Source organism: Cryobacterium sp. Hh11 (assembly GCF_004404045.1).
GTDB classification, from domain to species: domain Bacteria; phylum Actinomycetota; class Actinomycetes; order Actinomycetales; family Microbacteriaceae; genus Cryobacterium; species Cryobacterium levicorallinum.
This window is the reverse complement of record NZ_SOHF01000039.1, coordinates 62,745-85,548: the sequence shown is the minus strand read 5'-3', so window position 1 is coordinate 85,548 and position 22,804 is coordinate 62,745. Positions and strand designations below refer to the sequence as shown.

The following is a 22,804-nucleotide window of genomic DNA, read 5'->3' as shown; positions in this document are numbered from 1 at the left end:
CTACTCATCTCAGGAGTTCCTGCAGCTAGCGCGCAGACAACATTCGTTACCCAGATGGTTGGCCGACCGTGGGCTGCGGATGCGAGCTATGAGAAGTTCACACCTCGCGCTACTCTGATCACACTTGCTTGGACGCCCGCTGTCGCGGTTGCTCCGGCATCTACTGTGACTTCGGGTGGCGATATGATGCACAGCACAACCGGTCGGGAGGCAGTCATGCAGCGACTCTCCAAGATCCGTACCTTGGAAGACGGTTGGCTCGGCGCCGGCAGCGTCGCGCCAGACGCCGACCTCTTGGATTGGATCGAGCGTCATGCGGATGCAGTCGCTTCGAGCAGTCATGTCATCTCTCTTATTCCTGTAGGCGATGGTGCTCTCGCGCTTCAGTGGAAAACGTCGGCGTGCGAGTACACCGCAGAGCTGCGCCCCGATAATCAGATGTACCTGTATGTCGATAACACCCAGACAGATGAGTTCGACGAGAAGACCACGGGTCTCGATGCGGCCTCGCTTGAAGCATTCATAGTCACTGGAGTTCTGGCATGACAGCTGATGCAGGTATCAGCCAAAGACTCGAACCGTTAGTCAATCAATCAGAGCTTCTCCTCAGGCAAGTGCACCCCGATCAGCTCTTGGCCGACGGCGCTCTCTCCTCGGTCGCGTTCCGCCCGTCCGCACTGGACGCGGGGCTCCTCTCGACTAGGAGAGAGCGGATCGGTGCGGCCCAGGCGTATGACGATTGGGTCGTCGAGCACGAGTCCGTTGGGACCTGGGCTCTGAGTATTGAGGATGTCGACAAGCGGTCGCTGCACGCGTACGACGATTCGATGGACGACGATCAGCCTGACGGCCATGCCTCTGTCGATTTCACCATGCATAGCCGCGGCGCATGTGAGAAAAAGGGGCGACACTTGCGTGACGCCGCGCAAGAGCGCGGCCCGCTCCATCCTCTCGTCGGGGACCCTATCGAAGACCCGAAATAGATCCGACTCCATCGGCCACGGTTGCCCGCCTCGAATTGAAGCCCCGCCCCTCTCACGAGGTGGCGGGGCTTTTCGTCGTATCGGGGACCTACATTCCTAATCGGAACACTCAGCACCGATTTCATCAAGCCCATCCTTGAGGGCCTGGTAGTCAACGGGCGCGAGTGGATCACCACCGCTGAGCCGCTCCTCGATTGCACCGAACTGAACATTCACACTCGCGAGGGCCCGTGCAAGGTTTCCGTCACTTACTTCTGACGCCCGTGAGAAGCGATCAACAATGCTCGTGAGGTCAGCAACTTCGGCGGACGCAGGCTCTGCCGCGTACTCAAGGAAGAAGTCGACGCCATCAGAGTACGCACCTCTGGCGAGGAACACACACGCGTCAGCTGGCGGGCTATCGGCTGCGCCCGTCTTTCCGGCCCCGGCGGCTGAGCACCCGGCCAGTAGTAGAACGGTTGCAGCGATGGCAATGGTGCGCAGCTTCATGGTTCCCCCTGTGTTGCCACGAGCCTAGCGCGGCGTGTCGGACATCCGTCGCCTTTGGCCAGCGCAATGCAGGGCAGAAATTGGCTACTTATTGGCTGCTTTCAGTGAATATCTGTATGTAGTTACGGATAGTCTTCCCTGGAAATTCGCTGAATACTACCCATAACTATGCGTCACCTTGGAACTTCAACTTCCCAAGCTGATAGCGCGGGTTCGATTCCCGCCATCCGCTCAGTGCTTCCTCCATGCCCGACCTCAGATGTTGTCACCGGGCACGCAGCGCCTCTGTCCCGCTACATCCAGGAGTATCAGGGGCCATGCAGGTTCCCGCGATCTGGTCGGCACGAACCGATTCGTGCCGACCGTCGTCCTAGGCCAGAAGTGTTTTTACGGCCGTTCGGATTTCAAGCGCGTGCAGGTAGATATCGTCCAGCGTCTCGATTGGATGACGAGTTTCATTCTTGTTGGCATCAAAGAGACCGATGTACTTCTGCTTCTTGCTATTGAAATGAAGGCGCGCAATAGGTTTGCGGTTGTTGTCGTCCAGCAAGATGGCGAAATAGGACTTCGCGTCCCGATGGGTGACATGGTGAGGTTTGACCTCACTACAGGCAATGGCTTTCACAATCTGATAGCCCTCGAGTTCTTCGAGGGTGGTCTCCAGCTCGGTGTCACGATTCAGGTCTGCCTGGGCCACCGGCAGGCTATCGAGCGCGTCGGCGGATTCGTCCGACACGGCGGGCGAAAAGTTGGACCCACCCAGTGCTGTCTTGAGTCGCGAATTAACCTGATCGTTCAGAAACTGCTTCGTGGCCTTGGCAACTAGCGATGTGAATTGCTCCCGTACCTTCTGCGTGAAAGCGCCGTCGTATACGCGAGTGGTGAAGAAACGGATCCACTCATCGTGCGGGTCGGTGAACTGCGCGGCAATCGTTCGCTTGATCTGGCCAATGTACTTCAGCTCTTCGGCTGAACTGATGATGGAGTCCAGGTCAAAGACGCCCTTGGTGAGCTTGCGAAGCTCCGGAAGCAGGCTGTCATCAATGTTTAGCAGGTCAAGCAAAAGGAACGGCTTGTCATCCATTCGGTTTGGCGAATCCAGGTCGGTGTAGAACTGGTACACCTGACCGTTGGTGAGAACTGCAATCCGTGCGTTAGTGACCGCGAAATAACGAAAGAGCTGCGAGGCGTGCTCAATCTTGAGCGGCTCGGTCGACTTCTTGCATTCGATGAGAATCTGAACTTCGCCCTCACGCATGATCGCGTAATCGACTTTCTCGCCACGCTTGACGCCAACATCTGCGGTGAATTCAGGCACGACCTCCAGCGGGTCAAATACGTCGTACCCAAGGATCGTCGAGATGAACGGCATGATGAAGGCGTTTTTCGTGGCCTCCTCGGTTTCGATTGCGTCTTTCTGGTTACGCACCTTCAGCGCCAATGCTGAAAGCAATTCTGAAAATTCCATGTCCCACCCCAAGATTATGTAGTTATTGATGACAATACCTGCCACAACCGACAGGCGAGGACGCGCGCGACGGTTGCACGCCCACGGTTCCGGTTCGCCCGCCAAGATGGTGCGCGGATGCGTCGTTGCGCGTCGAGCAGGGTGGTGGCACGCCGCTCATGAATTCTTTGCCTTGCGCAGCAGGAACCCGATGGGGCCGATCACATTTGGGCGAGTCGCACTCAGCGCTTTCCAGCCGCGATCAGCCAGTTCGTTTAGCTCTCGATTCGCATGATCCTCAACCGACTCACCTTTGAGCCGTTTGCCTGCCTGCGTCGGCAGTGAGATAAACCAATATTCAAACATCGTTCCCACTGTGTTACCGCGAGCCTATCGCGGCGTGGCGAACACTCAGAAACGAGCGAAAAATTCCATAGGGTGCCAGATAGGGTGCACTGACAAGAATGGGACCGAGGCCCGTAGGCTCCGATCCCTCTGTTCATGTGGAGCCGCCTGTCAGAATCGAACTGACGACCTTCTCATTACGAGTGAGATGCTCTACCAACTGAGCTAAGGCGGCGTTACCAGATCACCTCGAAAGGCAGTCGGTGACACAGCAGCCAAGCCTAGTCGTTTCTACGAGTGATTCTGTACACCTCGGCGAATGAGGCGTTCACGCACTCCGAAAGCGGGGCCACATCGTCGCCCTCCGCCCAGACCCGCCAGGCATGACGGATCGCCGCGACGGCTACGAGCGTGAACAACAGGGCCCGCTGATTCCGCTCGGCCGGGTCCTCGGCTCGCTCCGGGGCATCCGCTCTGAAACGGCGCTCGATAATCTGCTGCAGCTGGTCCTCGAAGTCGCGCAGGGTCGCCATGCGCATACCGAACAGGTAGGCGTTCTCCTTCATAATCGTGCGGCGCAGCTGGTGAATCTCCCGGTCGGCCTCGGTGCGCTGCAGACTCTTGGCGAGCAGCAGGGCCAGATCGGCGAGCACGTCGCTGCTCGGGCCAGCCGCGACAAAGATTTCTATATCTTCAGCGGATGCCATTCCGGGCGCGTCCCCAATTAGGGCGGCGTCTTTCGAAGGGAAATAGTTGAAAAAGGTGCGCGGCGAGATATTGGCGAGGCGGCTGATCTCCTCGACCGTGACGTGCTCAATGCCGCGCTCGCGGGACAGGGTCAGCACGGCGTGTTGGATGGCTCGCCGGGTGGCGAGGCGCTTGCGCTCACGCAGGCCCGGCTGTTCCGTTTCGATCGACATGCCCCAATTGTTCCACAGCGCTCGAACGCCCTTGAGTGGTTAGCACTGCGGGTCGGCGGCCGGCACGATTCCGTCGATGAGATAGGAGTCGACCGCATCATTCACGCAGGAATTCGACTTGTTGTAGGCGGTGTGACCTTCACCGGTGTAGGTCACCAGGGTGCCGCTGTCGAGCTGCTCGGCCAGCTGCTGCGCCCAAACGTAAGGGGTCGCCGGGTCGTTGGTGGTGCCGACGACCAGAATCGGTGCCGCGCCCGCCGCGTGGATCTCGTCGCGTTCGCCGGTGAACGTGTATGGCCAGTTGGCGCACCCGATGTCGCCGAAGCTCATGTACGGGCCGATCACCGGGGCAGCTTCGGCGAGTTCGGCGGCCTGGGCGCGCATCGACGCCGGGTCGGCGTTGTAGGCGTAGTCGATGCAGTTGATGGCCATGAATGACTCGGTCGAGTTGTCGGAATAGTTACCGTCGGCATCCCGGCCGTTGTAGGCGTCGGCGAACTGAAAGGCGCCGTCGGCGCTGCCGTGCATGACGGTGTCGAACATGACGCTGAGCTGCGGCCACGCCGTGGCCTGATAAAGCGGATAGATGATCGCCGTGAGCAGCGCGTTCGCGCCGAGCTGACGGCCATCCGTTGCCGTGATCGGGCTCGCGTCAACCGACGCCATGAGCGCCCCGATTGTCGTCAGAGCGTTGTCAACACTGCCCCGGAACGGGCAGTCCTCCCCCGTCACACAGTCGGCGAGGTAGGCGCGCAGCGCATTTTCAAAGCCCACCGCCTGCGTCTTGGTGACCTCGAAGTTGCTCGTCGACGGGTCGACGGCCCCGTCGAGCACGAAGCGCCCGACCTTCTCGGGAAAGAGCTCGGCATAGGTGGCGCCGAGAAAGGTGCCGTAGGAGTAGCCGAGAAAATTGAGCTCTGTGTCGCCGAGGGCGGCGCGCAGCAGATCGAGGTCACGGGCGGCGCTCTGGGTGTCGACGGTGCCGAGCAGCGGCCCGGTCTCGTCGGCGCAGGCCGCTGCGAAGGCGTCGGACGACGCTGCAAGCTCCGCGATCCAGGCATCCGTGCCGCGTTTCGCCTCGGTCAGCCCATACAGGTACTCGTCCATCTCGGCGGAGTCGTAGCAGGACACCGCCGAAGAACGGCCCACCCCGCGCGGGTCGAATCCGACGATATCGAAGCTCGCCTGCAGTTTTTTGTCGGTGGCGTAGTCGAGGGAATCCGCGACAAAATCGTAGCCGGAACCGCCGGGTCCGCCGGGGTTGACCAGCAGGGAACCGATGCGATCGTTCCCGGTGGCCACGTGGCGCACGAGGGCGAGCGAGATCTCCCCGGCGGCCGGATCGCCATAGGAGAGCGGGGCGGACGCCTCTGCACACTGCAGGCCGTCGCCGCAGCCGTCCCACTGCAGCACCTGGCTGTAGAACGGGGCGAGGTCGCTGTCAACCTGTTCGCCGGTAGGCGTGGACTCGGCCGGGCCGTCATCCGTCGCAAACCAGGCGGAGCATCCGCTCAAAATAAGCGTGAGCGCCAGTGCGGCGGCCGTGGCGCTCAGTGCGCGGATACTGCGGTTCAACGGATTTCCTCTTTCCTGAAGCGGATGCTACGGCTCACGCTACCGAAAGCGGCTGGGAGTCGCTGTTGTCGACGTCGCTGTGTTACTGGTTTCGACGTCGCTGTGTTACTGGTTTCGACGTCGCTGTGTTACTGGTTTCGACGTCACTGGTTTCGATGTCACTGATTTCGATATCACTGGGGACGACGGATCGCCGACACCAGCATCGCCTCGAGCGCGAGCGCGGGCGCGACGTTGCCCTGGATACGCTGGCGGGCCACGGCGATTGCGTCCATGGTGGCGACGGTGGCCGCCGGAGCGCTGGCCGCACTCGCGGTGCGCAGTTCGGCCAGCAGCTCGAGATTGATCACCGCTTGGTCCCGGCCCAGCTGCACCATCATCACGTCACGGTAGAGGGAGGCGAGGTCGACCAGGATGCGGTCGATGCCGTCGCGCAGGCTGCGAACGGCCCGACGCTTCTGGTCGTCTTCGAGGGCCTTGATCTGGCTGCGCAGCCCCGGCGGCACCGACTGGCCGGCCTCGACCCCGAGCGAGCGCAGCATGCCGTCGCGCTCGGCGGCATCCAGCTCGAGGGTGATGGCCTTGGCGTCGTCGCCGGCGATGGCAAGCAGCCGTGCGGCAGCGTTGACGGCCGACGACACCGAACGGATGCCGAGGGCCGTGCGCAGGGTTTCCTCGCGTCTGGCCCGGGCGTCGGCATTGGTGGCGAGCCGCTTGGCCATGCCGATGTGGCTCTGGGCGAGGCGGGCGCTGAGTTCGGCGATGACCGGGTCGACACCGTTGCGGCGCACCAGCAGGTCGGCCACGTCGGCGACGCTTGGCATGCGCAGGCGCACGGTGCGTACGCGTGAGCGGATGGTGGGGAGCAGGTCGGCCTCGCTGGGCGCGCACAGAATCCACACGGTGCGTTCGGGCGGCTCTTCGAGGGCTTTCAGCAGCACGTTGGAGGTGCGCTCGACCATGCGGTCAGCGTCTTCGACCACGACGACGCGGTAGCGGCCGACCGAGGGCGAGTACTGCGAGCGGGCGACGGCTTCCTTGACGGATTCCATTTTAATGATGACGCCCTCGGTGGCGAGCACGCTGAGGTCTGGATGGGTGCGGGCCTCGACCTGGCGCGCCGCGGCGAGGTCTTCGGCGGGGGTGCCCGGGCTGAGCAGGGCTGCGGCGAAGGCGAATGCGAGGTTCGAGCGGCCGGACCCGGGTGGCCCGGTGATGAGCCAGGCGTGCGTCATCGAGTTGGACTCGGCGGAGCTGCTGCTGTCACTGGCGGAGGGCACCCGCTGCGCCGCCGCCCGGAAGATGGCGATTGCGTCGGCCTGTCCCGTTAGGTTGTCCCACACTGCCATGAGTCAAGGGTAACCCGCCCCACCGACACCGCCCGCGTGCTCGGGCCCGGGCCCGGAAGGTGGGCGACTGGTAGATCATGGGCCCGGTTGCGGAAGCCACGAGGTCACGAGGTCACGAGGTCACGACCGACTCAAGATGAGAACCCTCTCATGCTGCTCTGCGTGAGAACCTTCGTCGAGGCCCCAGACTGGAACAATGCAGACTTTCTGGAAGGTGGCGTTCGGTGCCGCGATTGTGGCCGCCCTCGGCGCCGGATCGGCGGGTGCCGTCGCGATGACGTCCGCTCTCACTATCACCGACGAGCCCGGGCTGGTTCAGCGAATCGATCCCGTGAGCACCGACTCTGACTCGAGCACGACAGATGCGGATACCACGCCCAAAATCGCACCGACGCCCACGCCCACTTCGACCGCCACCGCTGATGTTCCGGTCGCCCCGCCCGTCGCTGTTCCCCCGGCCGGATCACAGAACATCGACGACGACGACGTTGACGAAATTGACGTCGTAGACAACGTAGACAACGTAGACAACGCAGACAACGACGTTGACGACGTTGACGAAGTTGACGACGTTGACGACGTTGACGTTGACGTTGACGACGACTGAACCCGGCGGGTCGCGGCCGCTGGAACAGGCGCCGGAGATTCTCGAGGCCGTCGCAGAGTCGCTCGGAATGACCCTGGTAGGGCTGCACCGGTTCAGCATCGAAACGACCGCTCGCGGCTTCACTGCCGGGTACACGATCGAGCTGGATCCCGGCACCCAGACGACCGAGTCCCACACCGTCTACCTCGAATCGAATCCGACCAAACGTGACCGGCCCGGCGTGCTCGCCTTCCGTGACGAGCAAACCGGCGAAACCGTGGCCGCCTGGCTGTACCCGAACGATCCCGAGCTACCGGCCCTGGCCGCGGCGGTCTACCCGGACGCCGCCCAGGTCCTGCTCGCCCGGCTCGGCCTGCACGCGAGCAGCCTCGTCGTCACCATCGCGGCTTATCGGCCAGGAAAACGCGCTGTCGTGCGTATGGTCGCTCCCGAGTTCACGGTGTATTTCAAAGTCGTTCGCCCGGCCGCCGCAGGGCCGCTTCATGCTCGCCACGTGTTCTGGGGAGCCGCCGGCGTTCCGGTACCGCGCAGCCGCGGCTGGAGCGCCGACGGATTCATCGCCCTGGAGTCCGTTCACGGTGTCGAAGCGAGCCAGGTGGTCGCGCAATTCTCGCCCGAACCTTTCCTCGACGAGCTCGATCGGCTCACAACAGAAATCGGCCTGATCGAAAGTTCCGGCCCGGCACGAGCATCGCTGTCAGCGCGCCTGCCCTGGTACGTGCAGCGGGCGGGTTCTCTGCTGCCGGCCGAATGGTCCAGGATCACCGCCCTCGGCGCTGCCATAGAACGGATGCGCGCGGCCGCGATTCCCGCCGCGCCCGTCACCGTGCACGGCGACCTGCACCTGGGGCAGATCTTTCTGGACCCCGACACTCTCGACTCCCCACGCATCTCCGGCGTGCTCGACATCGACACGGCCGGGCTCGGCGACCCGGCCGACGATGCCGCTGCGCTCTACGCGCACCTGGTCGTGAGCGCCCTGCACCACGACGACCATTCCAATCCCGAAGCCGCCGAAGGCTGCCGCGTCCTGGCTGCCCGCGCCCGCAGCCGGTGGCCTCGCCGCGGCGAGCAGTTTCTCAACCGGGCGCGGTACATCGCGGCAACCCACCTGCTCGGGCACGTGTTGACCCCGGGCGCACACAGCGCGACATTGCTCGCCGCGGCCACCGAACTCGTCGTCGACCCCGCCTCAGCCTGAGACCAGCGGATGCCTTCGGCCAAGATGAGAGTCCTCTCACGCCGGGCTCCGAGGCTTCTCATGCTGGGGCAGGAATCTTGAAGTAACAGCAGACGAGCACAGGCTCGACCCGCCAACTACAAGGAGACACCATGAACCCCAAGATGACAGCCAAGAAGCGTTGGATTGCTATGGGCGCCGGATCCGCACTCGGTATCGGACTTCTCGCTGGCGGTGCCGTGACCGCAGCGAACGCCTTCGAGATTGAGGACCGTTCGGGAAGCTCGATCGGTGTGCAGCCGGTGAGCTCCATCTCGACGAGCACGGCGATTCCGTTCAGCACGGCGAGTGTCTCGACATTCGACGACTCGGTGTCCTTCTCGAGCGATGATTCCTCCAACAACTCATCCGACAACTCATCCGACAACTCAAGCAACGACTCAAGCAACGACTCGTCGATCAGCTCGAGCAGCTCGAGCACGTCGAGCACCGTAAGTGTCGCGTCGGCGGTCTCAGCCGTTTCGGTGGTTTCAGCCGTCTCGGTCGTGACCCCGGTCTCCGCACCGTCCGTCGCGAGCCTGGTGTCTGCCGCCTCGGTCGCCTCGCCGGCCAGCCCGGCATCGGTCCAGAGCCCCGCATCCGTCGACTAAGCAGAGCGTCGCGGCTCAGGTCGAACAACGAGCGGCAGAAAGCCCGGGCCCGCGCCCGGGTTTTCTGCTTCCTCGAGCGGGATTACTTGAGCCGATATCCCATGCCGCGCACCGTCTCAATGCGTTCCGGCCCGAACTTCGCCCGAAGATATCGCACGTACACGTCAACGACGTTGGAACCTGGATCGAAGTCGTAACCCCATACCCGGCTCAACAGCTGCTCACGACTGAGTACCTGGTCGGGGTGCCGCAGAAACTCTTCAGCGAGGGCAAACTCCCGGGCCGACAGTTCCACGGTGCGCTCCCCCACCGTTGCACGGCGGGTGCGCAGGTCGAGGGCGAGTTCCCCATAGGCCAGCCCCGTCGGCGAGCTCTGCTCGGCATCTCGCAGTCTTAAGCGGATGCGCGCCAGCAGCTCATCAAATTTGAACGGTTTGGCGAGATAGTCATCGGCACCACCGTCGAGGCCGGCGACCATGTCGCTGGTCGTGGACCGAGCGGTCAACATGATGATCGGCAGCGGCAGCCGTTCGGCCCTGATCCGTTTCATCACCTCGAAGCCATCTATGCTCGGCAGTCCAACGTCAAGCAGCAGCAGGTCGAAGGTGCCGGACTGGGCGTAGCTCACGGCGTCGAGCCCGTCATCGACCACGGTCGAGGAATAGCCGGCGGCCCTCAGGCCCTTACTCACGAACAGAGCGATTCGAGCCTCGTCCTCCGCGATGAGGATGCTGGTCATGTCGCGGCCACCACATCAACGGCACGGCGCGGCACCAGTATGCCGAACCGGGATCCGTCGGGCGACGTCACCAGGTCGACATAGCCGCCGTGCGCCCGCGCGATAGCGTCGACGATCGGCAGCCCGAGGCCGGAACCTTCGACACCACGCCCGGAATCGACACGGCCGAACCGTTCAAAAATGCGGGCCTTGGCCTCCGTCGGAATGCCGGGGCCGTTGTCGCGGATCCAGAATTCCACCGCTTCCGCGTGTTCGGTGCTGCCTATCTCGATGGTCGTGCCGGAAGCTGAGTGTTTGGCGGCATTGTTCGCCAGCTGCAGGAACGCCTGAGTGAGCCGGGCCGGATCGACCGGCACGACAACGTGCGCGCGCTCGGCCAGGATCCAGACATGGCCGGGCAGCGCACTGACCTTGAGGTAGAACTGCTCGGTGAGGTCGCCGGCATCCGTTGGTACCCGCTGCAGATTGCCGCGCTGGGCGTTGGCGAGCGACTCGATGTCGTCGATGAGTCCGGTCATCCGGTCGAGTTCGTCAAGCGCAATTTCCCGAGCGGATGCGACATCGTCGGGATTGCGCGGATCCAGCAACTCAAGATGGCCGCGCACGATGGTGATCGGAGTCTTGAGCTCGTGGCGCACATCCTCGAGCAGCTGTCGCTGCGCGGTCAGCGACTCGTCAAGACGCTCGAGCATGTCATTGACCGTTCCGGTGAGCTCGGAGATGTCGTCATGGCCGATCACCGGGATACGCTCGTGCAGGTCGGTTGCGGTGATCCGCGACGCGGCGGCCTGCAGCTGGCGCACCGGTCGCAGCAGGCGGCCGGCGACGAACCATCCGACCAGCCCGATCGCCACGAGCGCCGCAGCCGCGACGGCCGCATAGATGCGAAAGGCGCTCGTCAACTCACCGAGCTCAGCGTCCAGATCAAAAGCGGTGACGAAAATTCCCGCTTCCCCGCTACCCTCCACGGTCACCGGCGCGGCGATATACCGCAGGTTGCCGAGTTCGGAGACGGCAGTGCCGCGCACGACATTGACACCGGCCACTTCATCGAGAATGCGCAGGACGAGCCCGGCATCATCCTCCAGGTGGAAAGACAACTCGGTGCCAGGGATCAGCGCCGGGATGCCGTCGATGATTCCGAGGGTGCTCTCGTTGGGGCTCGGAACGAGTCGGGCCATGACCGCTTGCAATGCCTCCCGGGTGGACAGGTAGCTCGCGCCGGACGCCTCCGGCAATGCCTCGACCTCATTGAGGTTGGTGGTCGGCACGCCGGTGACGATGAAGCGCACGCTCTCGACGCTCGTCGCGAGGCGAGCGTCGATGTCGTGCAGGGCGCGGTCGCGTTGCACGAGGTAGGCCGTGCCGCCCGCGACGGCCAGGCCGAGGCCGGCGACGACCAGAATGGCGGTGAGGATGCGCACCCGCACCGACCAGCCGGATCGCACAGCGGACGAGGGAGTCGAGGTCATAGCTTCAGTATCCCTTAGAGAGTTGCCACCCCGCCCACGTTCGGGGCCAGGGCGCCGACCGTGGGCCCAGTTATAAACCGGGCCCGGGTTGCGGGCCCGAAACGCTAGAGGAGGGTGGAAACTCGAGCTCGGATGATGGCGGCGACCTCGGCGGCGGGGGCCGCAGCATCCACTACCAGAAAACGGGCGGGCTCCGCGGCGGCCAGCTCGAGAAAAGCGGCGCGCACGCGGGCGTGAAAGTCGTTCTTCTCGGCCTCGAGCCGGTCGAAGACCTTGTCGTCGGCTTCGAGGCGGGCCCGGGCGGCGCGCGAGTCGAGGTCGAGCAGCACGGTCAGATCGGGCAGAAGCCCCTCGGCGGCCCAGAGCGACAGGTCCCGCACCTCGGTGGCGCCGAGCACCCGGCCCGCCCCCTGGTAGGCGACCGAGGAGTCGAGGTAGCGGTCCTGCACGATGACATCGCCGCGGGCGAGCGCCGGCCGCAGCTTCGTACCGACGTGCTGGGCCCGGTCTGCGGCGTAGAGCAGGGCTTCGGCGCGCGGATCCACCTCGCCGCGGTGGTGCAGTACGATCTCGCGAATCGCGACCCCGACATCCGTTCCGCCGGGCTCGCGGGTGCGCACGACGGTGCGCCCCCGCTCCTCAAGCCAGTTGGTGAGCAGGAGCGCCTGCGTGGTCTTGCCTGATCCATCGCCGCCTTCCAGGGTGATGAAGAGGCCGGTCACGGCGCAATCGTGGTGGTCGAGGCCGCGTCAGCGGCAGAGCTGGCCGGTTTCTTCACTGGCGCTTTCCTGGCGGCGGGCTTCTTGACCGCGGCCTTCTTGACCGGAGCCACTGGTGTGCCGGCCAACGCTGCTTTGGCCGCCGCGTTCGCGGCACGGGTCGCAGCAGCCTTCTTAGCGGTGGCAGCCTTCGCTGCTGCCGTCGGCGCCTTCTTCACGGCCGGCTTCTTGACGGCGGCCTTCTTGGCCGGCGCCTTCTTGCGAGGAGCCGCCGGACCCTTGGCCCGCTTGTCAGCGAGCAGCTGCACGGCCCGCTCGAAGTCGATCTCCTCGATGTCCTCAGATTTGGGAATCGTCGCGTTGGTAACCCCGTCGGTCACATACGCGCCGAACCGGCCGTCCTTGATCTTGATCGCCTTACCGCTTTCGGGGTCGGGCGCTTCGAATTCCTTCAGGGCGCTCGACGCACGGCGGGCGCCATATTTCGGCTGGGCGTACAGCTCGATCGCACCGGGCAGGTCGATGTCGAAGATCTGGTCTTCGCTCGTGAGCGACCGGGTGTCGATGCCTTTCTTCAGGTACGGCCCGAACTTGCCGTTCTGGGCCAGAATCTCGGTGCCGGTCTCCGGGTCGAGCCCCACCATGCGCGGCAGGGCGAGCAGGCGCAGCGCGGTTTCCAAGTCGACGGTGGCCAGATCCATCGATTTGAAAATGGATGCTGTGCGCGGCTTGTCAGCAGCGGCCACCTTCTTAACGGCCGGCTTGCGCTTCGGCTTAGTCACCGTGACCTCGCCGGTGGCGGGGTCGATCGTTTCCACGGGAACAGCCACGACAACCGGAACAACCGGCTCGTCCGGAGCTGGCGCGAGCTCGGTGACATACGGGCCGAAGCGGCCGTCCTTGGCGACGATCTCCTTGCCGTTCTCCGGGTTGAGTCCGATCACACGGTCGGTGACGACCGGGGCGTCGATGAGTTCGCGGGCCTTCGTCGCGGTCAATTCGTCGGGAGCGAGTTCCGGCGGAATGTTCACCCGGCGGGGCGGGGCATCCGCTGCAGCGTCGGGGTCGATGACCTCGAGGTAGGGGCCATACTTGCCGATGCGCAGGGTGATGTCATCGCTGATGGTGACCGAGTTGATCACCCGCGGGTCGATCTCACCGAGGTTGTCGATGACCTGGCGCAGGCCGCGATGCTTATCGCTGCCGAAGTAGAAGCTGTTGAGCCAGTCCAGACGGTTGGCTTCGCCGCCGGCGATGCGGTCGAGGTCGTCCTCCATCTCGGCGGTGAAGTCGTATTCGACCAGGTCTCCGAAGAATTCTTCGAGCAGGCGCACGACCGAGAAGGCGATCCAATTGGGAACGAGCGACTGGCCGCGCGGCGTGACGTAGCCACGCTCGGTGATGGTGGAGATGATCGAGGCGAAGGTCGACGGCCGGCCGATGCCGAGCTCTTCGAGCTTCTTAACCAGGCTGGCCTCGGTGTAGCGGGCGGCCGGGGTGGTCTCGTGGCCCTTGGCCTCGAGGCCCTGCAGGGCCAGCTTCTGGCCCTCTTCGAGTGGCGGCAGCTTGGACTCGGTCGCATCCGTCGACGCGTTGCGCTCTTCGTCCTTGGACTCTTCGTAGGCGAGCATGAAGCCGCGGAAGGTGATGACGGTTCCGCTGGCCGAGAACTCGGCGAGCGCGCCCGAGGCGGCGGGGTGCTCCGACGTGCCGGTCGGGCCGGCGGCGATGGTCACCGAGGCGGTCAAACCGGTGGCGTCCTTCATCTGCGAGGCGACGGTGCGCTTCCAGATGAGGTCATAGAGCTTGAAGTCGTTGCCACGCAGGCTCGACGCGAGCGAGGTCGGGGTGCGGAAAGTGTCGCCGGAGGGGCGAATTGCCTCGTGCGCTTCCTGCGCATTCTTGCTCTTGCCCTTGTAGGCGCGCGGGGCATCCGGAACCGTTTCAGCACCGTAGAGCGCGGCCGCCTGGGTGCGGGCAGCGGTGAGAGCCTGCTGCCCGAGCGACGGCGAGTCGGTACGCATATAGGTGATGTACCCGTTTTCGTACAGCGACTGCGCCACGCTCATGGTCTGCCGGGCGGTGAAGCGCAGCTTGCGCGCCGCTTCCTGCTGCAGGGTCGAGGTCGTGAATGGTGCGGCGGGGCTGCGACGGTACGGCTTGGAAGTGACCTTGGTGACCTCGAGCTTGACGCCCGGGCTCTTCAGAGCGATCGTCAGTGCCTGAGCAGCGGACGCGTCGAGGGTGACGGCCTTCACGGTCGGCTTGAGCGCACCCGAATCGTCGAAATCGCCGCCGGTGGCGATGCGCTCACCGTTCAGACGCACGAGCTTCGCGTCAAAGGCCTGGTCTGTTTCTGAAGCGGATGCCCCCAGTCGCGCCAGCAGATCCCAGTAGCCGGCCGAGACGAACGCGAGGCGCTCCTTCTCCCGGTCGACGACGAGGCGGGTCGCGGCGCTCTGCACGCGGCCAGCGGAGAGGCCCGGGCCGACCTTGCGCCAGAGCACCGGAGAGATCTCGTAGCCGTAGATGCGGTCGAGGATGCGCCGGGTTTCCTGCGCGTCGACGAGGGCGGTATCGAGGTCGCGAGTATTGTCCTTGGCAGCGAGGATGGCGTCCTTGGTGATCTCGTGGAACACCATGCGCTTGACCGGAACCTTGGGCTGCAGCACCTGCAGCAGGTGCCAGGCAATGGCCTCGCCTTCGCGGTCCTCATCAGTTGCGAGCAAGAGTTCGTTCGCATTCTTGAGGGCACGCTTGAGTTCGCTGACGGTCTTCTTCTTGGCGTCGGAGACCACGTAGTACGGTTCGAAACCGTTTTCCACATCGACCGAGAATCGGCCGAGCGCACCCTTCTTGAGTTCCGGCGGCAGGTTTTTCGGCTCGATCAGATCGCGAATATGACCGACCGAAGACAAAACTTCATAGCCGTCGCCGAGATACGCGGCGATCGACTTCATCTTGGTCGGTGATTCAACAATGACCAGCTTCTTAGTGCCTGGCACCAGACTCCTCTTTATAGGTAGTGGCCAAATGATGGGCCAAGGCACACCATACACACTGGAATGGAGTGCCCGCCTAATCGACGGGTGCCGGTCGGCGCGTCCCGCTGGCATACACGCCACTCCCAGCGACCATCCAGTTCGCTCTGGGCGTGCCGCGTGTCGGCTCGATACCCTTGCCGTTTGTAAGCCAGAGTGCAGAATAGACCCATGGGTACAATGACGGCCACATACACCGCGATGTTGACGGATGGCCCCCTCCAGGGCAAGACAATCACGACGACCTTCCTCGATTCGGGCGATCCGCAACCGCGCATTGAGATTCCGGCCGACGCTGGCAAACGATATCTCTATGCGCGTGGTGCCGGCCGGGAGTTCGAGGGCTCCGAATCCGGTCGTCCTACGGCGGTCGAGTACCGGTACCTCGAGGTTCTGCTCGCTTAGGTGGGGTCGCCTTCGGGCGGCTGAGTTTCAGGCGGTGCAGCCTCCGGCAGTGCAGACTCCGGCGGCGGCCCGGCCCGTGCGCTCGCCGAGAGCTCGATGCCCAGAACCGTGCGACTCACCGAAACGGATGCGAGCAGCCCGGTCACCGCGCAGCGGGTTACGGCCACCTCGTTGAGCGCTGCGACGGCATCCGCCGCTGGGCAGGGATAGCCCGCGATTGCCCCGGATGCGGTGTCGGCCGCAGCGAGCGCGGCCGCGTCAGCGGCATTCGCGATGGACCGGCCGACCGCGAGCAGCGCGAGGGTGGACACAACGAGGATCGTCAGCAGCACGGTGGCACCAAGCACCGCGATCGCGAGGATCGAGCCTGCCCCCCGCTCGGGCCCGCCCCGCCGCCCGCCCGCGCTCACTGGCCACCGGCGAGGGCGCAGGAACGCGCTTCGAGGGTGAGCTCCGCGAACAGACCAGAGCCGGTCGCGGTGACTCGGGCGCAGACGAATTCGCCGCGTCGTTCCGCCGCCAGGTCGGCTCCCGACACTGCACCGGCGACGAGCGCCGCTGCGCGGGCCACACTGTCGCCGCGGGACAGGACCCGCGCCGCGGTGGCGGCGGCATCCGTCAGCCGCACCTGCACCCCGACGACCTGCACTGCGCCCAGGCAGCAGGCCAGCACGAGCACAACGGCCGGCAGCGCGGTGGCGAACTCGGCCGTAATGCTGCCCCGATTCGTCTGACCGCTCATCCTTGACCGGCTGGCCCAATTTTCCCGACTCGCCCGACTGGACCGGCTCGGCCAGGCCTGCCTCCGATGCGCGCGCCCGCGACTACCCGATGCTGAGTGCACGGCGCACCAGGTCGGTGAGCATCCCACGTACCTCGTCGCTGCGCAGAATGACGATGAGCAATCCGGCGAAGCCAACCGCGGCCATCGTGGCGACCACGTATTCGGCGGTGGCAGCTCCGGCCTCGTCGGTCAGCCGTCGCAGGGTACTTCGCGCGGGCAGCACAGTGTTAGCCGCTGATTCCTCCGGCACGGTTTCGGCCAGCATCACGTCGGCAGACACCACCGCGACAGGCACCGCTTTTTCCACTGACCCGATCTTTGTATACACAGGCTCGTCTCCTTCTGGCGTCTGTCGACGCGGGTTGGGTGGCACGAGCGCATTCACTCTGCTCCGATCTGGAAGTGGCAGCCGCACGCATCCGCTGATCTGTGCACAGCCTTAGAACGTGGCGAGGGTGGAGGAGAGCACGCTGATCAGCAGTGGCACGACGCCGACGAGCATGAACGCGGGCAGAATGCACAGGCCGAGCGGCAGCATGAGCGTCACCGAGAGGGTCCCGGCTCGACGCTGTCCCGCACTTCGGGCATCCCGTCGCACTTGTTCGGCTTCGCTGCGCAACAATTCCGCTGCCGGAACCCCCGCCCGGGTCGACAGGTCAAGCACCCGCTCGATTGGATCATCCTCCGACTCCGCTCCAGACCCGATCGCATAGCGCTCAGCCGCAGCGTGCACGAACGCCCGGGAACGATCGATCGACCCGCCCCCGGACATGGCAATGGCCATGAGTTCGAGTCGCAAACCGGGAGTCAGCTCGGTCGGCGCCGCTCGGTGTACCAGCGCGCGGCTCCAACCCGCAGCGGCGGCCATGAGCACACCGCCGCCGGCCAGGCAGAGCAGCCCGGGCACGGTCGCGAACAGCGTGTGCACCGAGTCGAAGCCCATCAGGCTGCCAAAGAGGATGCCGATCACCGGCAGCACCATGACCAATCGTGCCGTCGCGCGCGGGGCGGCCAGGGCGACCTCGAGGTCGCGCTGCACCTGCGCCAGGTCACGCAGTGACGCGGCGAGTTCCCGCAGGCAACCGGCCAGTGGTGCCCCGGCCTGGGTGGCGACCTGCCAGGCCGCAGCGAGTCCCCGCCAGGCGGATTCGGTCTCGCCGCGTGCCTGCCCGGCGATCGCATCGGCCACGCTGTCGCCACGGGCCGCAGCCCGAGCGGCAGCCCGCAGAATGCCCGTGGTCGCAGTCTCCGCGCCGCCCGCCGCGGGCGATCCGGCGCGTGGCACGGTACGACTCGTTGTCGCCGGCGGGCCACCCGAGGTTGGTAACAAATAGCCCCAGGCCGAGACCGGAGAAACGCCGGCCGAGAGCAGCACGGCCAGCCGTTGGGTGACCGCCGCGACCTCCTCGATCGGCGGCACCGATTCACCGTGCCGCAAGAGCGGATCCTCCCCTCGCGACCGTGTGAAGAGGCACATCGCACCACGCGATCGCTGCCCACGGCCGCATCACAGGGCCTCGATCGCCAGGCGGTCCCGACCATTGAGCGTAAACCGGCCGACCGCCTCCAGCCGCCGCACCCCCTCGGTACGTTCCAGGTGCAGCACGAGCCCGATCGCGCTCACCGTTTGGCGGGCTACCGCCGCCGCGCTCATGCCGGCGAGCGCCCCGAGGGCTTCCAGACGGGCCGGTACGTCGTCGAGGGAATTCGCGTGCAGGGTGCCAGCTCCCCCATCGTGCCCGGTATTCAGCGCCGCGAGCAGCTCCCGAATCTCGGATCCGCGGCACTCGCCCAGAACGAGCCGATCCGGCCGCATGCGCAGAGCTTCACGCAGCAGGGCCTCGAGGCCGATGCGTCCGGCGCCCTCCAGATTGGCTTGCCTGGCCTCGAGCGCGACAACGTGCGGATGCAGGATGCGCAGCTCGGCCACGTCTTCGATCGCGACGATGCGCTCGTCGGCCGGTGCCTCGCCGAGCAATGCGGCCAGCAGGGTGGTCTTTCCGCTGCCGGCCGCGCCGGTGATGAGCAGGTTCTGCCGACCGCGCACCGCCGCACGCAGTCGGTTCAGCCGGGCAGCGGATGCCTCGCCCACGCCGAACAAACCGGCTTCCGCGAGCGCACCGAGGCTACGATGCGCGGCGTGCGGAAGCCGAATCGACAGGAGCGTTCCCGTGCTGGATACCGGAGGCAGTACCGCGTGCACCCGAATGCCGTCGGCCAGCCGAACGTCAACGCAGGGACTGGCCTCGTCGATGTGTCGCCCGCCGAGGGCGATCAGCCGCACGGCCAGAGCACGTACCTCCGCCTCACCGAGCTGCCAGGCCGGTGCGAAGGCAAGGCCGTGGCCGGCATCAATCCACAGCCCGGAATCCCCGTTGACGAACAGGTCGGTGGTCTCGGGGTCTTCGGCGTAGCCGGCCAGCGGGCCGAGCGCCCGAAGGTCGGAACGGTTGGTCCCGGGGCGAGTCGGGCTGTAAACCGGTTCGGCGCCGATCCCGCCGGGGATGCCGCCAGCGGCGACCGCCTGCAGAACGGCGCTGTTCTGCGGCACGGTACCTACGGCATCCGTGGGCACCGTGCGATGCCGGGGAGTCGGCGCTCGCTGCGGCGCAGCGAGCGGTCGTGTGCCCGACGCGGTGCGCGGATTCGCAGGCGACGCCGCAACCGCGCCGGCGCAAGACGAACCGGCGACACCCGGAACGGCGTAAGACGGAACGGCGACGAAGGGCTGGACCATGCTCCGACCGTAGAGCGGGTCCGGGCGCGCAGGTAGGCCGCCGCCGGGATCGGTGGGAAACGGCTGCTGGTCGCGTCTGGGGAGGATCGGCACCAGCCCCACGCAGCGCACCTGGCACGCCCGACCTGCCCTGAAATGAGCTGCCACGCAAGCGACCCACGCCTGACGATCTGCGCATTTAAATAGAAGGGGCGGCACCTATTGGGGGGAACAGGTGCCGCCTAGCAACACGCAGATTGGGGGGAACCATACGTCTTGCTGGTCAGAACTTTCATCCAGACGTGTTTTAGTTTACGCGGCCCGGGACAAATTGCAAGTCCAATGTCCTCCAAAGAGAGGACACTCGCTTGGGGGCGTACAGAATTGCCATTTCGAATCTAATTTCTAGGTTCCTATTGCTCAAAAAGTCGCTCTGTATACAGAGATCGGCCCGGAACCGGTAGGGTTCAGTTGAGCTGGCAATGTCCTGCATGCACGTACCGCAAAGGAGCGAATTACAAATATGACGGTCAACATCGATACCCTCCTCCACGAATCGCGCCGATTCCCACCCACTCCGGAATTTGCAGCGGAGACCGCAGCTACACCGGAACTGTACACCGAAGCGCAAAAGGACCCGGCCGCATTTTGGGCTGATCAGGCGCGCAATCTACTGCACTGGCACAAGCCGTTCACCAAGTCTCTCGACTGGTCCAACCCGCCGTTTGCCAAGTGGTTTGAAGACGGTGAACTCAACGTCGCGTACAACTGCCTGGACCGTCACATCCTCGCCGGTAACGGCGACCGCGTCGCCCTCTACTTCGAGGGCGAGCCCGGCGATTCCCGCAGCTACACCTACGCCGAGCTCACCAGCGAGGTCAAAAAGGCCGCCAACGTGCTGCTCGGCCTCGGCGTCAAGGCCGGCGAACGCGTGGCCATCTACCTCCCGATGATTCCGGAGGCGGTGATTTCGATGCTTGCCGTGGCCCGCATCGGCGCCGTGCACTCGGTCATCTTCGGTGGTTTCAGTGCCGAAAGCCTGCGCTCGCGCATCGACGATGCCAACGCCGTGCTCGTTATAACGGCCGACGGCGGCTACCGCAAGGGCAAGATCAGCGCCCTGAAGCCGGCCGTCGACGCTGCCCTCCAGACCAACGACTCCTCGGTGAAGAACGTTCTCGTGGTCAAGCGCACCGGCCAGGACGTGCAGTGGAACGACCGCGACATCTGGTGGTCCGATGCCATGGAGACGGCCTCCCCCGAGCATGAGGCTGAGGCCTTCCCGGCCGAGAACCCGCTGTTCATTCTGTATACATCGGGTACGACCGGCGCCCCCAAGGGCATCCTGCACACCAGCGGCGGCTACCTCACGCAGAACGCGTTCACCCACCAGAATGTGTTCGATCTCAAGCCCGAAACGGATGTTTACTGGTGCACCGCCGACGTCGGCTGGATCACCGGACACAGCTACGTCGTCTACGGCCCCCTCGCCAACGGCGCCACCCAGGTGCTGTACGAAGGCACCCCCGATTCTCCGCACACCGGTCGCTGGTGGGAAATTATCGAGAAGTATAAGGTCTCGATTCTGTATACAGCGCCCACGGCCATCCGTACCTTCATGAAGCTCGGCCGCCAGATTCCGCAGAAGTTCGACCTGTCGAGCCTGCGTGTGCTCGGCTCGGTCGGTGAGCCCATCAACCCCGAAGCCTGGATGTGGTACCGCGAGGTCATCGGCAGCAACATCACGCCCATCGTTGACACCTGGTGGCAGACCGAGACCGGATCGATCATGGTCTCGGCCCTCGCGGGTCTCACTGAGACGAAGCCGGGCGCGGCCCAGGTTCCCGTTCCGGGCATCACCATCGACGTGCTCGACGATGACGGCCTGCACGTTGGCCACGGCAACGGCGGACTCCTCGTGGTCACCCAGCCCTGGCCCGCCATGCTCCGCGGTATCTGGGGCGACCCGGAGCGTTTCAAGGAGACCTACTGGGACAAGTTCGAGGGAACCACCGGCGCGAAGGACGGCCCGCTGTACTTTGCCGGCGATGGTGCCCGCCTCGACCACGACGGTGACATCTGGCTGCTCGGGCGCGTCGACGACGTAATGAACGTCTCGGGGCACCGCCTGTCGACCGCCGAGATCGAGTCCTCGCTCGTGGCACACTCGCTCACCGCTGAAGCGGCCGTGGTCGGCGCCGCCGACGAAACGACCGGTCAGGCCGTCGTCGCGTTCGTTGTGATCAAGTTCAGTCAGGCCGAAATCGCCTCGCACGAGGACATCGTCGGCATTCTGCGCAAGCACGTCGCCCAGCAGATCGGTGCGATCGCCCGCCCGCGCGACATCTACATCGTCGACGAGCTGCCGAAAACCCGCTCCGGCAAGATCATGCGCCGTCTGCTGCGCGACGCGGCCGAGGGGCGCGACGTCGGTGATGTGACGACCCTCGCCGACACGATGGTGATGAACACCATAACCTCGCAGATGAAGAAGAAGTAGCCGCGCCAAACTCGCGTTCAACCACTGAGGCCGCCCCACCAGGGAGCGGCCTCAGGTCTTTGCGGTGGCTAATTCAGGAAAACCGGGTCAGCCGTGTGCCGGCACCCCGCGATTGCGGGCCGCGCTGGACACCGCCGTCGCATTTTTCCTGAATTCGCCACCGCGGGCCGGGCATCCGTTTCAAAAGCGGATGCCCGGCGCGCCGAACACGTACTTATGCGAAGGCGACGACGAACTCGATCTCGACCGGAGCATCGAGCGGCAGCACCGCAACACCCACGGCGGAGCGGGCGTGACGCCCGATGTCGCCGAAGATCTCGACCAGAACGTTCGAAGCACCGTTGACCACGGCCGGCTGGCCGGTGAACGCGGGATCGGAGGCGACGAAGCCGGTGACCTTGACCACCTGGGTGATGCGGTCAAGCGAACCGATCACGCTCTTGATGGCGGCGAGGCCGTTGAGCGCGCAGGTGCGGGCATACTCCTGAGCATCAGCGGCTGGGATCAGGCCGTGGCCGTCGCCGACCTTGCCGGCAGCAGGCAGCGCGCCAGAAACCATCGGCAGCTGGCCGGCGGTGTAGACGAAACCGTTGCTGATCACGGCGGGCAGGTAGGCGGCGACCGGCGGCACGACGCTGGGCAGTTCAAGGCCCAGTTCGGCCAGGCGTGCTTCGATCTTCGACACGACTATGCCCCTTCCTTGGCGGCGAGGGGGCGTTTCAGGTAGGCAACGAGGCCACCTTCTGGACCGGGTACGACCTGCACGAGTTCCCACCCGTCAGAGCCCCAGTTGTTCAGAATGGCGGCCGTGTTGTGGATCATCAACGGCGTTGTGAGGTACTCCCAGGCGGGCATGTGACTCCTATTGAGGCGGGCTTTCAGA

Annotated in this window: 24 protein-coding genes and 1 tRNA gene; 7 read left to right on the top strand and 18 right to left on the bottom strand. The window is 64.9% G+C overall.

The window, feature by feature from the left end; all coding sequences use genetic code 11:
* Nucleotides 1-216: 216 nt before the first annotated feature.
* On the top strand, nucleotides 217-546 hold the full coding sequence (locus E3T46_RS17330; RefSeq protein ID WP_134579504.1) for a hypothetical protein: 330 nt from the start codon (nucleotides 217-219) through the stop codon (nucleotides 544-546).
* Nucleotides 543-983, top strand: a complete 441-nt coding sequence (locus tag E3T46_RS17325) for a hypothetical protein (protein ID WP_134579503.1) — start codon at nucleotides 543-545, stop codon at nucleotides 981-983. Before E3T46_RS17330 ends, E3T46_RS17325 begins: the two co-directional genes overlap by 4 nt.
* A 96-nt stretch (nucleotides 984-1,079) precedes the next feature.
* On the opposite strand, the gene E3T46_RS17320 is transcribed toward E3T46_RS17325, so the two are convergent.
* The 7 genes from E3T46_RS17320 to E3T46_RS17290 form a co-directional block, all read right to left on the bottom strand.
* Nucleotides 1,080-1,472 (bottom strand): hypothetical protein, encoded by a 393-nt coding sequence (locus E3T46_RS17320; protein ID WP_134579502.1) that lies wholly within the window; start codon nucleotides 1,470-1,472, stop codon nucleotides 1,080-1,082.
* Nucleotides 1,473-1,842: 370 nt separating this feature from the next.
* On the bottom strand, nucleotides 1,843-2,940 hold the full coding sequence (locus E3T46_RS17315; RefSeq protein WP_134579563.1) for a type I restriction endonuclease: 1,098 nt from the start codon (nucleotides 2,938-2,940) through the stop codon (nucleotides 1,843-1,845).
* Nucleotides 2,941-3,096: 156 nt separating this feature from the next.
* Entirely contained in the window at nucleotides 3,097-3,285 is a 189-nt protein-coding gene (locus E3T46_RS17310) for a hypothetical protein (protein ID WP_134579501.1), read from the bottom strand.
* A 138-nt stretch (nucleotides 3,286-3,423) separates the two neighbouring features.
* Nucleotides 3,424-3,499: transfer RNA gene (locus E3T46_RS17305), tRNA-Thr, on the bottom strand.
* 46 nt (nucleotides 3,500-3,545) lie between these two features.
* Complete coding sequence (locus E3T46_RS17300) at nucleotides 3,546-4,184, bottom strand: TetR/AcrR family transcriptional regulator (RefSeq protein WP_134441119.1); 639 nt, start codon at nucleotides 4,182-4,184, stop codon at nucleotides 3,546-3,548.
* Between the two features lie 39 nt (nucleotides 4,185-4,223).
* On the bottom strand, nucleotides 4,224-5,759 hold the full coding sequence (locus tag E3T46_RS17295; protein WP_134579500.1) for an alpha/beta hydrolase: 1,536 nt from the start codon (nucleotides 5,757-5,759) through the stop codon (nucleotides 4,224-4,226).
* A 173-nt stretch (nucleotides 5,760-5,932) separates the two neighbouring features.
* Complete coding sequence (locus tag E3T46_RS17290; RefSeq protein ID WP_092449764.1) at nucleotides 5,933-7,108, bottom strand: DNA polymerase III subunit delta'; 1,176 nt, start codon at nucleotides 7,106-7,108, stop codon at nucleotides 5,933-5,935.
* A gap of 196 nt (nucleotides 7,109-7,304) precedes the next feature.
* Between E3T46_RS17290 and E3T46_RS17285 the strand changes: the two genes are divergently transcribed.
* From E3T46_RS17285 to E3T46_RS18110, 3 genes are all read left to right on the top strand, one after another.
* Complete coding sequence (locus E3T46_RS17285; protein WP_134579499.1) at nucleotides 7,305-7,715, top strand: hypothetical protein; 411 nt, start codon at nucleotides 7,305-7,307, stop codon at nucleotides 7,713-7,715.
* Complete coding sequence (locus E3T46_RS17280) at nucleotides 7,702-8,916, top strand: aminoglycoside phosphotransferase family protein (RefSeq protein WP_166790323.1); 1,215 nt, start codon at nucleotides 7,702-7,704, stop codon at nucleotides 8,914-8,916. The genes E3T46_RS17285 and E3T46_RS17280 overlap by 14 nt, the downstream gene beginning before the upstream one ends.
* A 131-nt stretch (nucleotides 8,917-9,047) precedes the next feature.
* Nucleotides 9,048-9,545, top strand: a complete 498-nt coding sequence (locus E3T46_RS18110) for a hypothetical protein (RefSeq protein WP_166790322.1) — start codon at nucleotides 9,048-9,050, stop codon at nucleotides 9,543-9,545.
* Nucleotides 9,546-9,627: 82 nt separating this feature from the next.
* Here E3T46_RS18110 and E3T46_RS17270 read toward each other — a convergent pair whose 3' ends face one another.
* From E3T46_RS17270 to topA, 4 genes are all read right to left on the bottom strand, one after another.
* A complete protein-coding gene (locus tag E3T46_RS17270; protein WP_134579497.1) occupies nucleotides 9,628-10,284 on the bottom strand; it encodes a response regulator transcription factor in 657 nt (218 codons plus the stop codon).
* Nucleotides 10,281-11,756, bottom strand: a complete 1,476-nt coding sequence (locus tag E3T46_RS17265) for a HAMP domain-containing sensor histidine kinase (protein WP_134579496.1) — start codon at nucleotides 11,754-11,756, stop codon at nucleotides 10,281-10,283. Before E3T46_RS17265 ends, E3T46_RS17270 begins: the two co-directional genes overlap by 4 nt.
* 104 nt (nucleotides 11,757-11,860) lie before the next feature.
* Nucleotides 11,861-12,478, bottom strand: a complete 618-nt coding sequence (gene tmk, locus E3T46_RS17260) for a dTMP kinase (RefSeq protein ID WP_104133359.1) — start codon at nucleotides 12,476-12,478, stop codon at nucleotides 11,861-11,863.
* Nucleotides 12,475-15,480: a type I DNA topoisomerase gene (gene topA / locus E3T46_RS17255; RefSeq protein ID WP_134579495.1), complete on the bottom strand. Its 3,006-nt coding sequence runs from the start codon at nucleotides 15,478-15,480 to the stop codon at nucleotides 12,475-12,477. The genes tmk and topA overlap by 4 nt, the downstream gene beginning before the upstream one ends.
* Before the next feature lie 207 nt (nucleotides 15,481-15,687).
* Here topA and E3T46_RS17250 point away from each other — a divergent pair, with 207 nt between their 5' ends.
* On the top strand, nucleotides 15,688-15,921 hold the full coding sequence (locus E3T46_RS17250; protein WP_134579494.1) for a hypothetical protein: 234 nt from the start codon (nucleotides 15,688-15,690) through the stop codon (nucleotides 15,919-15,921).
* On the opposite strand, the gene E3T46_RS17245 is transcribed toward E3T46_RS17250, so the two are convergent.
* The 5 genes from E3T46_RS17245 to E3T46_RS17225 all read right to left on the bottom strand — a co-directional run bounded on the left by E3T46_RS17245 (nucleotide 15,918) and on the right by E3T46_RS17225 (nucleotide 19,442).
* Nucleotides 15,918-16,331: an Rv3654c family TadE-like protein gene (locus E3T46_RS17245; RefSeq protein ID WP_134579493.1), complete on the bottom strand. Its 414-nt coding sequence runs from the start codon at nucleotides 16,329-16,331 to the stop codon at nucleotides 15,918-15,920. The two genes, E3T46_RS17250 and E3T46_RS17245, sit on opposite strands and share 4 nt — an antisense overlap.
* Entirely contained in the window at nucleotides 16,328-16,663 is a 336-nt protein-coding gene (locus E3T46_RS17240) for a TadE family type IV pilus minor pilin (RefSeq protein WP_134579492.1), read from the bottom strand. The genes E3T46_RS17245 and E3T46_RS17240 overlap by 4 nt, the downstream gene beginning before the upstream one ends.
* 82 nt (nucleotides 16,664-16,745) lie before the next feature.
* Nucleotides 16,746-16,970, bottom strand: coding sequence for a DUF4244 domain-containing protein (locus tag E3T46_RS17235; RefSeq protein WP_134579562.1), 225 nt, complete (start codon nucleotides 16,968-16,970; stop codon nucleotides 16,746-16,748).
* Between the two features lie 174 nt (nucleotides 16,971-17,144).
* Nucleotides 17,145-18,143 (bottom strand): type II secretion system F family protein, encoded by a 999-nt coding sequence (locus E3T46_RS17230; RefSeq protein WP_241980889.1) that lies wholly within the window; start codon nucleotides 18,141-18,143, stop codon nucleotides 17,145-17,147.
* A 69-nt stretch (nucleotides 18,144-18,212) separates the two neighbouring features.
* Complete coding sequence (locus E3T46_RS17225; protein WP_134579490.1) at nucleotides 18,213-19,442, bottom strand: TadA family conjugal transfer-associated ATPase; 1,230 nt, start codon at nucleotides 19,440-19,442, stop codon at nucleotides 18,213-18,215.
* Nucleotides 19,443-19,944: 502 nt separating this feature from the next.
* On the opposite strand from E3T46_RS17225, the gene acs reads away from it, so the two are divergent.
* On the top strand, nucleotides 19,945-21,921 hold the full coding sequence (acs, locus tag E3T46_RS17220; protein WP_134579489.1) for an acetate--CoA ligase: 1,977 nt from the start codon (nucleotides 19,945-19,947) through the stop codon (nucleotides 21,919-21,921).
* Nucleotides 21,922-22,135: 214 nt separating this feature from the next.
* Here acs and E3T46_RS17215 read toward each other — a convergent pair whose 3' ends face one another.
* Both E3T46_RS17215 and E3T46_RS17210 read right to left on the bottom strand, forming a co-directional pair.
* The gene (locus tag E3T46_RS17215; RefSeq protein ID WP_134441106.1) at nucleotides 22,136-22,606 is read right to left on the bottom strand and encodes a RidA family protein; all 471 of its coding nucleotides are present in this window, start codon (nucleotides 22,604-22,606) and stop codon (nucleotides 22,136-22,138) included.
* Nucleotides 22,607-22,608: 2 nt separating this feature from the next.
* On the bottom strand, nucleotides 22,609-22,776 hold the full coding sequence (locus E3T46_RS17210; protein ID WP_134441105.1) for a DUF4177 domain-containing protein: 168 nt from the start codon (nucleotides 22,774-22,776) through the stop codon (nucleotides 22,609-22,611).
* Nucleotides 22,777-22,804 lie beyond the last annotated feature (28 nt).

Bases quoted from the DNA above. Each gene is read 5' to 3' on its own strand.
- E3T46_RS17330 (WP_134579504.1), top strand. From the start codon at position 217: ATGCAGCGACTCTCCAAGATCCGTACCTTGGAAGACGGTTGGCTCGGC.
- E3T46_RS17325 (WP_134579503.1), top strand. From the start codon at position 543: ATGACAGCTGATGCAGGTATCAGCCAAAGACTCGAACCGTTAGTCAAT.
- E3T46_RS17320 (WP_134579502.1), bottom strand. From the start codon at position 1,472: ATGAAGCTGCGCACCATTGCCATCGCTGCAACCGTTCTACTACTGGCC.
- E3T46_RS17315 (WP_134579563.1), bottom strand. From the start codon at position 2,940: ATGGAATTTTCAGAATTGCTTTCAGCATTGGCGCTGAAGGTGCGTAAC.
- E3T46_RS17310 (WP_134579501.1), bottom strand. From the start codon at position 3,285: ATGTTTGAATATTGGTTTATCTCACTGCCGACGCAGGCAGGCAAACGG.
- E3T46_RS17300 (WP_134441119.1), bottom strand. From the start codon at position 4,184: ATGTCGATCGAAACGGAACAGCCGGGCCTGCGTGAGCGCAAGCGCCTC.
- E3T46_RS17290 (WP_092449764.1), bottom strand. From the start codon at position 7,108: ATGGCAGTGTGGGACAACCTAACGGGACAGGCCGACGCAATCGCCATC.
- E3T46_RS17285 (WP_134579499.1), top strand. From the start codon at position 7,305: ATGCAGACTTTCTGGAAGGTGGCGTTCGGTGCCGCGATTGTGGCCGCC.
- E3T46_RS18110 (WP_166790322.1), top strand. From the start codon at position 9,048: ATGAACCCCAAGATGACAGCCAAGAAGCGTTGGATTGCTATGGGCGCC.
- E3T46_RS17270 (WP_134579497.1), bottom strand. From the start codon at position 10,284: ATGACCAGCATCCTCATCGCGGAGGACGAGGCTCGAATCGCTCTGTTC.
- E3T46_RS17265 (WP_134579496.1), bottom strand. From the start codon at position 11,756: ATGACCTCGACTCCCTCGTCCGCTGTGCGATCCGGCTGGTCGGTGCGG.
- E3T46_RS17250 (WP_134579494.1), top strand. From the start codon at position 15,688: ATGGGTACAATGACGGCCACATACACCGCGATGTTGACGGATGGCCCC.
- E3T46_RS17240 (WP_134579492.1), bottom strand. From the start codon at position 16,663: ATGAGCGGTCAGACGAATCGGGGCAGCATTACGGCCGAGTTCGCCACC.
- E3T46_RS17235 (WP_134579562.1), bottom strand. From the start codon at position 16,970: ATGCTGGCCGAAACCGTGCCGGAGGAATCAGCGGCTAACACTGTGCTG.
- E3T46_RS17225 (WP_134579490.1), bottom strand. From the start codon at position 19,442: ATGGTCCAGCCCTTCGTCGCCGTTCCGTCTTACGCCGTTCCGGGTGTC.
- acs (WP_134579489.1), top strand. From the start codon at position 19,945: ATGACGGTCAACATCGATACCCTCCTCCACGAATCGCGCCGATTCCCA.
- E3T46_RS17210 (WP_134441105.1), bottom strand. From the start codon at position 22,776: ATGCCCGCCTGGGAGTACCTCACAACGCCGTTGATGATCCACAACACG.